This window comes from Clostridium tepidiprofundi DSM 19306 (assembly GCF_001594005.1).
GTDB classification, from domain to species: domain Bacteria; phylum Bacillota; class Clostridia; order Clostridiales; family Clostridiaceae; genus Clostridium_AC; species Clostridium_AC tepidiprofundi.
This window is the reverse complement of sequence record NZ_LTBA01000010.1, coordinates 47,878-61,417: the sequence shown is the minus strand read 5'-3', so window position 1 is coordinate 61,417 and position 13,540 is coordinate 47,878. Positions and strand designations below refer to the sequence as shown.

Sequence of the window (13,540 nt, the reverse complement as noted above, 5' to 3'; positions counted from 1 at the left end):
ATTCATTAAAAAAGTAATCTTCTAATTTAGCATTAAGCTTCTATTTATATATCAGCAATATTTCGATATTGCATCCAAAAGTTCCATTTCATATGTTCCTTTTATTCTTGCTCCTTTGCTGCAATTTATAAATCTAATATCTTTATTTTTACAAATTGTATTCTCAATCCAATATTTAAAATATAGAAGTCCATCTGTAGTATTGAGCATTTCACCATTAACTGACATGACCTTTTTATATAAATTTTCTTTAGTTTTAATTTTATTACCTTCATAATCTCCACAGTGAGTTTTATTATTTACGAAAGCCAAATCCTGCCCCACTAACATAATCGTATCAGCTCCACATTTTATAGCTATACTCATTATCGCTGTTGCAACTGATTTTCCAGTATCAATAACTAGGTTATTTCCAATTTTATGATTATAAAACATATACTTAGGCCCATTATAGCTTTTAACTGCCTTATGATTCGCAGTACTTAAAAAACATAATGGTATATCTAAATTCTCATATCCTTTTATCTGATTATAATATACAACATCTTGTGGATCAATTATACAAATCATATCTGGTTCAATACCCTTTTTTAAAAGATTCTTTAATACTCTAGCAACTGCAAATATAATTACTTTACCCTTAACTAACTTAATATTATTAATTTCCATATCCAAAGATGGTCCAGCTGAAACAAGTAAAATAGGTTTATGATTAAGACTAGTTTGCTCTATAAATTCTTCAATTCTATTATGAACTACATTACAATTTAATTTATAATTTTTATCCATAGTATCCTTAAATTCATCTACAGCAATTCTAGCAATCTGAAATCTGTTAATAGTATTTTTAAAATCATCATACTTAGAAGGTAAAACTTTTAACGATTGTTTATGTAAAATAAAATCCTCAACTCTATCTAATGCTCTAGCAAATTGCTGAAAAAACTTATAATCACCTATATGTAATTCAATTCTTGTATCCTTTAATACCTTTTTCATTACTTCCTTTTGAGAAGTTAACTTAAATAGTTCTTCGTCTAAATCAAATACTTTTATCTTACATTTAGAATCAACCCTATTTAGTAATTCAATTATATGGTATCCCATACCTAATCCATAAACTACAATCACATCTTTATTCTTAACAAGACCAATATGATTATCTATAAATACTTTGGATTCTTTGATTGGATAATACTTACTATGAAGTAATATACTATTTACATTTATTGTTAAATTATTTTCCTTGGTATCTATAAACTCAATATTTCTGCCAAACATATCCTTCATATTACTTTGCTCCTAATTATATGTTGTAATTTCAATGATTTCATTTTCAATTTCTTTGATTGCAGGTATTATTTCATATTCAAACAAATCTCCAATCAAAACAAAATCTTGATTTTGAAAAGCTTCCACTATTTCTTTTAACATATCATTCATACCATCCAATGTAATTTTCCCTTTATGAACATCTTTTGTAACAATTATAGCCTCGTTAATCCATTCTATGCCATCTATAATAGGTACTAAAAGTTCAGCTCCTTTTTTTTCTTCCCCTGATTGAAAAAAAACTACTGCTTTTTGTATACCATTTATTAAATTCTCTATATAATCTCTTACCATATTCAAGGTTTCAAATGTATCACTCACTATCTATTCCTCCCGTTTAGTTTACAATTATTATTTTTTACATTAACTCTTTTATAAGATCTTCAATATATTTCTTTGATTCTTTCATAATCTTATTTAATCCCTTGTATAATTCTCGATTCTTTGTCGCAATCCTCTTACCTTTTTCTCTTTCTGTTTCATCCTGTTTACCTTTGTAAGTCAAATCAGTCATGATACGGGCAACTAAAGGTACATATAATTTCTTTAGGATCTTTACTTTTTTTACTTCTATATCTAACTCATTGTCTATTTTATCTAACTTACCAATAATGTAATCAATATTAGAAAAAATCTTTCCATCATAATAATCGTACATCATAGTAGTATACTTTATAGCTTTAAATGATAATATCTCCACCCTATCCATGGCTAAACTAATCTTGTTAAGATTTTCTATTACAATTTTCTTATCTATTGAAGAAGATTTATTTAGTAAGTTATCAATGTTCTTATTTAATGGAACTTTTACTGCATATTTTTCTATAGATTCTTTCAGTGGTTTAACTATAGTTCCTTTTATATTTGCCCCCCCTTCTGTGCTATTAACAAAATTAACCAAAGGATACTGCTTTATTATTTTTTCCATCTGTTTTCTATAAATATCCAATACCTGTGATGTACGAACTTTGTTTCCATATACATCATCTACATAAATATATTTAGTTCCAGTTGCAATAGTATTCTCATTACCTAAACTTGCGATATCGGCATGATATCTATCATTAGTATAGGCAAAATCTTGTCCAACAAAAATAATATTATTACACCCTAAATAAACAGCTAAACTTGCACATACATGAGCCACAGAACCCCCCTGCAACAATACATCTACTTTGCATTTTAGCAATTCTTCAGTTATACCAATAAAATCAATATCACTAAAAAATATTTTTTTACCTGAATATTCTCTAGTGACCTTGTAATTACTCACTTCTTCAAAAACTAAAGGAACATCACTATCAATTGCTTTTTCAATAACTTTATAAGAACCTTCTCCTGGATCTATAACACATACAAAATCCGGTCTAATACCAATATCAATTAAAGTTTTTAAAGTCCTTCCTCCAGTTATAATTAAAAATTTATCTTGAAAATCTTTTAATAAGTGTATATTTCTCTCTAAAGAAGGACCAGCAGACACAACTATAGCAGGTACCCCTTTAAACTTCTCTTTGAAGTTATTAATTATAGTACTGTGTAATACTATTTTAATATTATTTATATATGATTCAAAAAAATGGTGTGTGTGATATAAAGCAGTATTCAAATTTATAGCTCTTTCATTTATAAAATCAATAAAGTTTTCATAAAATAAATTATATTCTTCTGTATATAATTTATCATAGTTGGCATAAGTAGCTAACTCTATGTTATTAATGTGTACATCATCGATATTGTAATGTAAAAATTGATTTAAATCTAACTCCATAGAATTAAAAACAATGACTCTATCATCTGCAAATATTTTATTAATATACTGATTATACAATATATTCTTTAATAAAATCTTTTCATCTGGTTCAATAATAATAATCTTATTAGTACAGGTTAATTCTTTCATCAATTGTAAAATATGTTCCCCTGTTCCAAATCCAAAAACTATAATTATACTCTCTGAATTAATATTAGCTAAATTACTCATAAACTTATCAATATCTCTCTGAACGTTATATCTACTTCCTATATAAACAAATCTACCATTCTTTTTTACTCTTAATACTTTTCTATTATCTTTACTCTGTTCTAATATATAATCCTCATTATTTTCTAATGGATATTTCTTAAAAGTATCAATCAAATCTTTAGTCACTTGGTTCATTTTAATTCCTCCACAATTTTTTATACTCATATCACTTGTTATCGTAAATTTTGATAAACACTTTAATAATACATAAGAGGGACAGAAATTATTTTCTGTCCCTCTTATGTATTATTACTATCTTAATAACTGAAGCACACCTTGTGGTTGTTGATTTGCTTGAGCAAGCATAGCCTGTGCAGCCTGACTAAGAATATTATTTTTAGAGAAGTTCATCATCTCTTTAGCCATATCTACATCTCTTACTCTACTTTCAGATGCTTGTAAATTTTCTGACGCAGTACTTAAATTGTTTATAGTATGCTCCAATCTGTTCTGAACTGAACCAAGAGTTGCTCTTTCACTTGAAACCGTTGCAATCGCAGTATTAATCGTTGTAATTGCATTACCAGCACCACTAGCTGTTCCTATATTTGCACTACTAATCTTTAATCCCTTTGCAGTCATGTCGTTGATTTTTAAGTCGATTGTCTGACCCTTATTAGCACCAACTTGGAATTTTAAAGCACTACTCTTAAAAGAACCTGACAAAAGTTTCTTAGTATTAAACTCTGTTTGAGTTCCTATTCTCGTAATTTCGTCCCTTAATTGATTAAACTCTGAAGCCAATGCTTTTCTATCAGCACTTGTATTTGTTGCTGTTGATGACTGAACTGACAACTCTCTCATTCTTTGAAGAATGCTATGAGTTTCATTCAAAGCTCCCTCAGCAGTCTGGATTAAAGAAATACCATCTTGAGCATTCCTTTCTCCTTGATTTAACCCTCTTATTTGTCCTCTCATTTTTTCAGAAATAGCTAGTCCTGCTGCATCATCTCCAGCTCTGTTAATCCTTAAACCTGAAGATAATTTTTCCATTGCCTTTCCTGATTTTACAGTATTAACCATCATGTTTCTGTGTGCATTCATTGCATTTAAATTGTGATTAATTCTCATAATATATTCCTCCTTGAATTTTTAGGTGAAACTCCTTTTTCACCACTTTATTTTGTTGTTATAATTTATATCGAAATAAATCATTATAACTTTATATTTATTTAAAAAAATTATATCATTTTTTTTAATATTGACATATTATTTGATTTACCATTGTAGGAAGAATAAGCTTTTTTTGATCTTGTTAAACCATTTATACGTGATTTTATTTCTAGCTTTTCCCTTACAACCATTTCTTTTAGTTTTTTATCTAATTCAAGAATATCTAGATGAATACATATATATTTAAATTCTTTATTCGAATAGCTCATATCACTAATATTTTCTATCAATTCTTGCCTTTTATCTAAATAACACAGCAAATTATCAAATTCCTTTTCATTAACTGCGTCTATACACTTTAAAGTTAATTCTTTATACTGTTGTAACATTACTTTTAACATTATTCATCATCCCAATATGTTATTATAGTTACTACATACCTCCACCAAGTTGTTGTGCTAGCCAATCAGATTGTGCATTCATTCTGTTCATAGCAACTTCTAATTTTGAAAACATTTTATAATAATAGTTCTCTTTATCTGCCATCTTTTTATTTAATTCCTTTATTAACTTATTTTTTTCTTCAATTTGTTTTGTAAGCAGATTATTTATAAATGATGTATCATCTTTTATTCCAGCTTTCTGCAGTAACGCCCCTTTATTTCCATTATTATCACGAAATGTACTAATATTATCTTGTATAATATCATTTATTCTCTGGAAAATACCCTCTTCTGAATATCTCTCAGACCTTTCACTACTTGATAACGTTCTTGAATATGTTGGTTGTGAATCTGATTTTTTTACAAATAAATTTAATATCTGTTGCCCTTTATTTTTCAATACCTCTTTAAATTTTGTTTCATCAGAAATTATAATTTTGCCTCTTTCAATTACATCAGATGATGTATCAAGCCCAATCTCCTTCTTAGAAAAATTTATTCCTGCACCTTCAACAGAATCAAAAAATGCTCTTCTTAAAGATGTAAGCATATTTTCAAGAACATTATCATTTTTAAGTATACCTTCCTTAGCTTTATCTTCCCACTTCTTTATATCATCCTTTGACATGTCTTTCTTTTGTTCATCTGTTAGTGGTTTATAGCTATAACTTTTCTTTTCTTCTAACTTCTTGGATATTTTACCAATAATTTTATTATACTTATCTATAAAACCTTTTACTTTGTCATAAACATCATCTACATTCGAAGAAACCGTAATAGATGTTGTTCCAATATCTTTTATATCATACTTAACATTATCTATAATAAAATTATTATTTGCTCTTGTTACTTCTGTTGCACTTGTTGCTCCCGGTGGTGTTATCTTTACAACAGCATCTTGCCCATAATTTGCACTAGCCATAGAAGATAAACCTATTGCTGAACTTAAAGAGGCATCAATGTTATCTATTTTAACTGATGCTGCACTACCATAATTACTTGTTTCAAGTGTAAACTTTCCTGTTAATTCACTAAAACTAGCAATAACATTTCCATCTGTATCTGAATTAATCTGCTGAATAACATCATTAATGGTTTTATTCTCAGCATCATCAATAGTTATTGTCTTTGTCGTTCCACCATATGATATTTGCATACTCACTGTGCCTGATATAGAAGTATTCAAATCTGAAAGCTTTGTAGCAGCTGTAGGATTTAATACTTTATTTTTTAAATTATCCAAATCTGAAGCAACCGTCGAATTTGATGTTATTTTTACTGTATTGGTTGTTACTGTATTAAACTTTATTTTTCCATTAGAAACAACAGCATATACTTTACCATTCAAACTACTGTTTTGAGCAATTTTATCATTTATATCGTTCACTCTTTGTTCAACTGTCATATCGGTATTTTTAAGGTTTATTTGACTAGTTGTACCACCGATATCGAATTCAATAACATTATTTTTCCAGTTAGTATCTGTAAACCCTAAACTTTCATTTCCATTTATTCTTAAACTAACACCATCGACTTGAGCTTTTTTAGCAAGTTGTGCTACATCAACTGTGTAATCTCCTTCTTTTGCTCCAGCTAATGCTGTCGCATTTGCAATAGATGAATTGCTAGTTGTTACATCAAAGCCTGCAAATTTGTTTGGAGATAAAATATAGTTATCACTAAGAACATCAAAATACTTATCATTAAACGATTTTAAATCGTTTATTATATCCCTATATGCTTCCTGCTTCCATTCTATAATTTGTTTGTCCTGTTTTATAGCATTTACCTTAACTTTATATGGCATAACCATTTTTTTTACCATATCATCAGTATCTAAACCAGTTGCAAGTCCAGTTATTCTAAGCATATTACTGCTACTTACTCCACTTATATCACTCATTTTTATTCACCCCCAATTGCTATTTTAATTTATATTTTTACTAAAAAACCACACCCACTAAAGATAGGGACTAGGAATTAAAGCAAGTTTGTTAGTCGACCAGGCTACTAGAGGGCTAGTGCAAATTTGCAACTTGATTACTATCCACTTATAACTAGCAACTGTTTTTTATATTGCATAAGAAATCGTGTAACGATTTCGTCGTTAACTAGCTTACTAGCAAACTGATAACTGGCAGTCTAATTTCAACCTTTACTATTCCTTATTCTCTATTCACTATTCTCTACTTAAGTTGTTCTTTATTTTTAGATAGTTTTTCTGCCTCATACCACATATCCCTTATTTCTTCAATAAGTGGAATAACTTCATCAATTACTTTTAAATCCTTCTTAATATTTGCATCTGTAAGTCTTCTTACTATAAAGTCATATATGCTCATCAACTGCTGTCCCCATTCACCTGCTGCTTCTACATTCAAACTTGCCATAAGCTCATAAAATATATCCTGCGTTCTTGTTATGTTATTATGTGCTTTTGGTATATCCTTATCCACAATAGCTTGTCTAGCAATTTTTGAAAATTTAACTGCACCATCAACAAGCATAAGAAGAAGTTGTTCTTTAGAGGCATAATTAACGCTGTTATTCTTGTAAACATTGTAAGCATTACCATATCCTGTTGTCATGAATTTCACCTACTTTCTAATATCTAAAAGTATTCCTTCTTTAATATCGTTATCATTTATAGATTCTTTAAATGCATCAATTTCTATGTTTTTGTATTCAATTTCCTTTATTGCTTCTACTGTGATTTTAGAAGCTTTGCCAGAAAAGAATTCCTCAGTGTAGTTATTTCTATTACTACTGTTTTTGTCTTTCTTCTTCCTATTTTGTTCCGAATCAACTTCGATTTCCTTCTTGCTATGGACAATACCCGACTTTGTAGTTTTTTTCACTCTATCCCTTATTTCAATATCTACTTTGTTAAGTCTGTACTCCATAGAATACGCTCCCCCTTTTTTAGGTACTAGGTGCTAGAATCTCCAATCACCAGTCTCTAATCCCCATCAGAAATTTGTGACTTGAGAACCAGTATCTGTTTACAGGTGCTAGGTGCTAGGAAACAAAGCAAGTTTGCTAGTCTGCCATGTTGCTAGAGGGCTAGTGCAAATTTGATATCTGCTTAAAAATTAGGTACTAGAAACTAGACGGTAAAACAATATACCAGGGATTAAAGCAAGAATGCTAGATTACTATTTGGCTAGACTGCTAGTACAAATTTGAATTTCGAATACCAAATTTTATAAACTAGCAACTGTTTCCCTATTTTTGGAAATTGCAGAGTAATTTAGACATCAACTAGCATACTAGAAAACAGGCAAACTCTTTTAAAAAATCGTGCAACGATTTCATCATTAACTAGCACACTAGTCCACTGAAAAACTAGCAATCTCAATTCAAGAAATTGCTACGCAATTTCAACCTTTACTATTCTCTATTCCTTATTCACTATTCACTGAACCTACTCACGCTTTTTCATCTAATATGACTCCAACCATTTTACACATCTGAGCCACCATGTCTAGGATCTTTTCAGGGGGTATCTCCTTTATAACCTGTTTTGTTTTATCATCAACTATTTTAATTATCAAATCATTAAAAACCTTATGTCTTTCTATTTCTATATGCGATTTATTTTTCTCTAAAATCTTATCCAATATGTCTGCTGCATATTTCACATCTTTTTCAGAGTATTTTTTTGTATCATCATCTACACCATTTAATCCATCACTATTGTTAACTATGTTAGCATTTGTAGCAATAGCTTTATCATCCACATATTGATTACTATTAATATTTCCACTAACACAACTTATTTTATTTATATCCATAATACATAATCCCCCATAGAATATTCTGAAAATCCCCCCCCTTAATCGTTCTTTAGTTTTTCTCTGAAACTTTTAAGCATAGCAATATCATATTTAACTGCGCTTTTGTTTTCATCTGTTACTTCTTTAATCAATTCTTTCCTCAGTATAGATACTTCTTTTGGAGCATCTATTGCTATCTTAACGGCACCTTCCTCAATCTTAACGATAGTTATTTCTACATTATCTCCTATCTTAATAGCTTCTCCCTTTTTTCTCTTTATTACGAGCATCTTTATTCCTCCTTAATCAAAGGATGCTTAATCAAATATCTGCTATCATTTAGTATAACCTGCTCTCCAAGTTTTTCTTCAATATTTATTATGATAGGAGCTCTTAAATTTACAGTTATCTTTTTTATATTCGAATTCAATGTTACTGTATTATATACACTTACTTGACTGTAATCTCTAATCTTCAATTGTTTTAGCTTGTCTTCATTTAAATCGAACTCATAATCCTTTACTACATTAAAAGGAGAAACTACAATAAAACCTACTTCATTATTTTCTGTGGAATGAAGTATATTAAAAAACTCGTTATCTTCAACTGGCAATATAATAAATTTTTTTAATTCTTCAAAACCAGGAAGTCCATTTTTGAAATAAATTATTTCATCTTCATTAAATTGTATGGTACCATGGTATTTTGTTTCAAATTTCATTCTTATATCATCTCCAAACACTTCCGTAATGTAGGTACTAGGAACTACAATTTAGTCTCTAATCTCCAGTCACCAGTCATCAGTTCTGAATACAAATTTGTGACTTGAAAGATAACATCTAGTTAAGAATATAGTTTTAGGTATTAATATTCATCAAAGTCACAATCTGCTTTGGCAATTGGCAACTTTAGTTTAATCTCTAATCTCCAGCACAGATTTACCATTTGTATACCAGTATCTGTTTTAGGTGCTAGAAATGAAGCAAGTTTGCCAGTCTGCTAGACTGCTAGTGCAAATTTGTAACTTGATTACTATATACTTATCACTTATCTAGTAGCTAGATACTAGCAAACTGGTCAACTGGCACTCTTTATTAAGGAAATCGTGTAACGATTTCATCATCAACTAGCAACTAGCCGACTAGAAAACTAGCACTCTTATTATTTGAAGAAATTGCTACGCAATTTCAACCTTTACTATTCCCTATTCACTATTCATTATTCTCTGAACTTATTTTACCTTAAGTAGTCTATAAGCGATGGTTGTAGTACTCTAGCACTTGTTTGCAGTGAAGCCATGTATACTGTTTGCATTGTTGCATATTCCATTGTTTTTTTAGTAATATCTATATCTTCTGTTTTTGACAGTATTTCTGTCATATTAAAGTTTTCTTCTTCATTCTTTTCTTTTGCACTATCCATTCTGTTCTGCATAGCTCCAACTTCTGAACGTACCTTCAATAGATTACTAATTGCAGATTTTATATCTTCTAAATCGCCATCTGTTAAATCATCTACTGGATTGCTACTTCCTGAAGGTCCAGGATTACTATCTAAATGATCCACAATGTTTTTTAATATAGTTCTTAAATCTTTTGAATTACCGTTTTTATCTTTAAATTCTAATATTTCCGAAGCAGTTACATTGTACTTCATTGTAACACCTTGAGATATCTCAACATTTAATTTTTGAGATATCATGTTGTACTCTGGATCAGTGGAATTTAGCTCTCCTCCACCTTTTTTAAAGTATACCAATTTAACATTATTGCCATCATGTACTGCATCAAGTGGCTTAGTAGTACCTCTACTACCTCCAAAAATATATTTACCATCAAAATTTGTATTCAATATCTGAGAAAGTTCTCCTACTTTCTCATTAATTTCATCTTTTATAGCTTGTCTCTCACTATCACTATATCCACCATTTCCAGCTGATATTAAAAGCTCGTGCACTCTTTTAAGTACATTACCAGCTTGATCTAATGCCGTATCTGTTGTGTCAAGCCAATTTATCGTATCGTTTATGTTTTCATTATATTGTTTATTAGTATTTATATCAGTATGCAACTGCATAGCTCTTGCTACTTTGAATGGATCATCTGAAGGCTTTCTTATTTCCTTACCAGACGTCATCTGTTGCTGCAAAGTCTGCAAATTAGCCATATTTGCAGTCATATCCCTTAAAAAACTGTTTGAAAGCATCTTGTTTGTTACGCGCACTAATCTCACCTCTCATCAAGTTATCATTCAAAACCCAAGTAAAACCAAATAAACGCAATGTAGAGTGCTAGTATTCCAGTGTACTAGAATGCTAGTAAAGGATGTTTTGCTTGTAGCAAAACCAAATAAAAATTTGTTACTATATAAAAATTTTTATTTAGCTGATTAATTATAAGTTGTTTTGTTAATAATTTAGATATACGGAGGTATATTCATGATAACAGAAAACAATAGCATTATATATAAAAAATGTTTTAAATTTTCTCTAGAAATAATTGATATATATAGAATACTAGTTTATCAAAAGAAAGAATTCATTATGTCTAAACAACTTCTACGTAGTGGAACAAGTATAGGTGCAAACTTAAGCGAAAGTTTCAATGCTCAGAGTAATAAAGACTATGTCTCAAAATTATACATTTCTTTAAAAGAAGCTAGTGAAGCACATTATTGGTTGAAACTATTAATTTATTCTAACTATATAGAACAAGAAGTCGGCAATTCACTAATCAAAGATATATCAGAAATCATACGAATCTTAAGTACAATAATAAAAAATAATAAGAGAAATCACCAATAAAGCTAATGAATTAACTAGTAAACAATCATTAAATATTGTCTATTAAAAAGAAAATAACTATCAAGTAATGCATCTTCTCTAGCCGCCTAGCACTCTAATAATCTAGCAATCTTATTTTTTACAAATTCAGGTGTTTAAGTTGTCAACCTTAATAGTTCTTATCTCACCAGTCCATTAATGACCACATCTAAAAGTTGATCCACCACTGAAACGATTTTTGCATTTGCTTGATATGCATGTTGATATTGAATCATATTTGCCATTTCTTCATCTAATGACACACCAGAAATAGATTCTTTTGATTCTTGAAAGCCTGCTAACAAATCATTTTGATTCTTAACAATTCTCTTTGCTTCCTGTTCTTGTACTCCTAATTCATCTATAATGTCCTTAAAATAACTGTCAATCTTCATTCCATTTATGTTGCTCTTTATCGTTTTTACTCCCGTTCCATCATCCACTAAAGAAGCTGGTCTAACATTACCCGTTAGGTTTTCAATGAAAGTTTTTCTATCCATTGTATCAGTAACATTTTGTATTCCATAAAGCTTATCTCTTAACTGAGCTATTGCAAGTGCTCTGTTTCCATCTGTTTCACCATCTATATTGTTATCAGCTTCATACGCGAATTTATCATCATTAGTCCTTGTTTTGATTTTCATAACATCTTTTAGTATTTCTTCATTAACCGAAATATTCCCTGCTGTAATTTCAGACTCTCCTGATAACACACTTCCCAAATTGGAAATGCTGCCACTATTAACATCATATTTAGCTATATCTTTATTCACAAAGAAAGGCATATAATCTGTATCAGGTGGTTGAACAGGATTAGTATGTCCACCTGGATTTTTAGCATCAACTATTCCACTGTGAACAGCATTAACTGCGAATGCAATAGCCTTTGCTAGTTTATTTAGCTGACTAACATATTTGTCTACATCATTTTGAACAGACATATAACCTTTAAATTCCCCTCTAGCAGGAACAAACAATCCTAATTTTTCCTTCAGTTGTTCTTTACTAGAAATCTCTACTTCTAAACCATCAGTATATGCTGTACCGTCTTCTCTGCTCCACAGCACTCTTGTTTCATCGATTTGTTTGAATATTTCTTTTCTTTCATCTTCATTTGATATAGAACTAATATCTAATGTAATTTTATTTCCTGGATCATCTGAATTACCATTTTTAAGATATTCAATAGTAATTGTTTTATAATCATTGGTAGTACTTATCGCACTAATATATGAAAATCTGCTAATAGCATAGTTAGGTTCTTTTCTTATAAGCAATTTTTCTCCACTGCTAGGAACACCATCAACTTCCTCTGGATTCACATCAACTGAATAAAATTCTCTTTTAGAAATATTAATATTCATAACCTTACTCAATTTATCTAATAGCAAATCTCTTCTATCCATCAAATCGTTAGGCTCTTGACCTGCAACTTTAACACCAATTATTTGTTGATTTAACTGATCTAACTGATTCAATATATTATTTGTTTCAAAAACAGTCTGCTTTATTTGCATTTGAGTATTTCCTTTTAGTTTTTTGAATTGATTGTATGTATGATTTAACTCATCTGCTAATGCTGCTGACTGATTTGCTACAACTGTTCGTGCATTTGACGTTTGAGGCTGTTTAGATAATTGTTGCCATGCATCAAAGAATTTACCTACCAACGTCGAAAGTCCTGAATCCGAAGGTTCATTAAAGATATTTTCTATTTCACTCAAAAATTTATTTCTTGCTTCGTACTTACCTAATGTACTGTTCTCATTTCTAACCTGATAATCTAAAAATTCATCCCTTATTCTGTTGATTATCTTAACAGTTGCCCCAGTTCCTTCTTGACCCGGTCCTATATAGCTATTCATACTTGGCATATCAAACGGTCTTGTCGTTTCTATAACAGCTCTCTGTCTAGAATAACCTTCCGTATTTGCATTTGCTATATTATGAGATGTTACCCCTATTGCCTTTTGTTGCGTAGACAGTCCTCTCGTAGAAATATTAAAAATCGAAAATAAACTTGACATCT

General features: G+C 29.8%; 14 protein-coding genes. 1 reads left to right on the top strand and 13 read right to left on the bottom strand.

The genetic code is table 11. The features are described from left to right. Positions 1 to 51: 51 nt before the first annotated feature. The 12 genes from CLTEP_RS06250 to flgL all read right to left on the bottom strand — a co-directional run bounded on the left by CLTEP_RS06250 (position 52) and on the right by flgL (position 10,913). Positions 52 to 1,290 carry a motility associated factor glycosyltransferase family protein gene (locus CLTEP_RS06250; protein ID WP_084364705.1) on the bottom strand — a complete coding sequence of 413 codons (1,239 nt, stop codon included), beginning with the start codon at positions 1,288 to 1,290 and terminating at the stop codon, positions 52 to 54. A gap of 12 nt (positions 1,291 to 1,302) precedes the next feature. Next, positions 1,303 to 1,653: a DUF8042 domain-containing protein gene (locus tag CLTEP_RS06245; RefSeq protein WP_066824188.1), complete on the bottom strand. Its 351-nt coding sequence runs from the start codon at positions 1,651 to 1,653 to the stop codon at positions 1,303 to 1,305. Between the two features lie 37 nt (positions 1,654 to 1,690). Further along, positions 1,691 to 3,493 (bottom strand): motility associated factor glycosyltransferase family protein, encoded by a 1,803-nt coding sequence (locus CLTEP_RS06240; protein WP_066824186.1) that lies wholly within the window; start codon positions 3,491 to 3,493, stop codon positions 1,691 to 1,693. A 117-nt stretch (positions 3,494 to 3,610) separates the two neighbouring features. Next, on the bottom strand, positions 3,611 to 4,429 hold the full coding sequence (locus CLTEP_RS06235; RefSeq protein ID WP_066824183.1) for a flagellin N-terminal helical domain-containing protein: 819 nt from the start codon (positions 4,427 to 4,429) through the stop codon (positions 3,611 to 3,613). 110 nt (positions 4,430 to 4,539) lie between these two features. After that, a complete protein-coding gene (locus CLTEP_RS06230; RefSeq protein WP_066824181.1) occupies positions 4,540 to 4,872 on the bottom strand; it encodes a flagellar protein FliT in 333 nt (110 codons plus the stop codon). Positions 4,873 to 4,903: 31 nt separating this feature from the next. Next, complete coding sequence (gene fliD / locus CLTEP_RS06225) at positions 4,904 to 6,817, bottom strand: flagellar filament capping protein FliD (RefSeq protein ID WP_066824179.1); 1,914 nt, start codon at positions 6,815 to 6,817, stop codon at positions 4,904 to 4,906. Positions 6,818 to 7,100: 283 nt separating this feature from the next. Then, entirely contained in the window at positions 7,101 to 7,502 is a 402-nt protein-coding gene (gene fliS, locus CLTEP_RS06220; protein WP_066824176.1) for a flagellar export chaperone FliS, read from the bottom strand. 9 nt (positions 7,503 to 7,511) lie between these two features. Continuing rightward, on the bottom strand, positions 7,512 to 7,817 hold the full coding sequence (locus CLTEP_RS06215) for a hypothetical protein (protein ID WP_066824174.1): 306 nt from the start codon (positions 7,815 to 7,817) through the stop codon (positions 7,512 to 7,514). Between the two features lie 525 nt (positions 7,818 to 8,342). Then, positions 8,343 to 8,708 carry a flagellar protein FlaG gene (locus CLTEP_RS06210; protein WP_066824172.1) on the bottom strand — a complete coding sequence of 122 codons (366 nt, stop codon included), beginning with the start codon at positions 8,706 to 8,708 and terminating at the stop codon, positions 8,343 to 8,345. Between the two features lie 41 nt (positions 8,709 to 8,749). Continuing rightward, positions 8,750 to 8,980 carry a carbon storage regulator CsrA gene (gene csrA / locus CLTEP_RS06205; protein ID WP_066824170.1) on the bottom strand — a complete coding sequence of 77 codons (231 nt, stop codon included), beginning with the start codon at positions 8,978 to 8,980 and terminating at the stop codon, positions 8,750 to 8,752. 2 nt (positions 8,981 to 8,982) lie between these two features. Next, positions 8,983 to 9,411, bottom strand: coding sequence for a flagellar assembly protein FliW (fliW, locus tag CLTEP_RS06200; RefSeq protein ID WP_066824164.1), 429 nt, complete (start codon positions 9,409 to 9,411; stop codon positions 8,983 to 8,985). A gap of 515 nt (positions 9,412 to 9,926) precedes the next feature. Continuing rightward, positions 9,927 to 10,913, bottom strand: coding sequence for a flagellar hook-associated protein FlgL (flgL, locus tag CLTEP_RS06195; protein ID WP_066824162.1), 987 nt, complete (start codon positions 10,911 to 10,913; stop codon positions 9,927 to 9,929). Positions 10,914 to 11,127: 214 nt separating this feature from the next. Between flgL and CLTEP_RS06190 the strand changes: the two genes are divergently transcribed. Beyond that, positions 11,128 to 11,493 carry a four helix bundle protein gene (locus CLTEP_RS06190; protein ID WP_066824159.1) on the top strand — a complete coding sequence of 122 codons (366 nt, stop codon included), beginning with the start codon at positions 11,128 to 11,130 and terminating at the stop codon, positions 11,491 to 11,493. A 158-nt stretch (positions 11,494 to 11,651) separates the two neighbouring features. On the opposite strand, the gene flgK is transcribed toward CLTEP_RS06190, so the two are convergent. Then, on the bottom strand, positions 11,652 to 13,538 hold the full coding sequence (gene flgK, locus CLTEP_RS06185; protein ID WP_066824156.1) for a flagellar hook-associated protein FlgK: 1,887 nt from the start codon (positions 13,536 to 13,538) through the stop codon (positions 11,652 to 11,654). Positions 13,539 to 13,540: the final 2 nt, after the last annotated feature.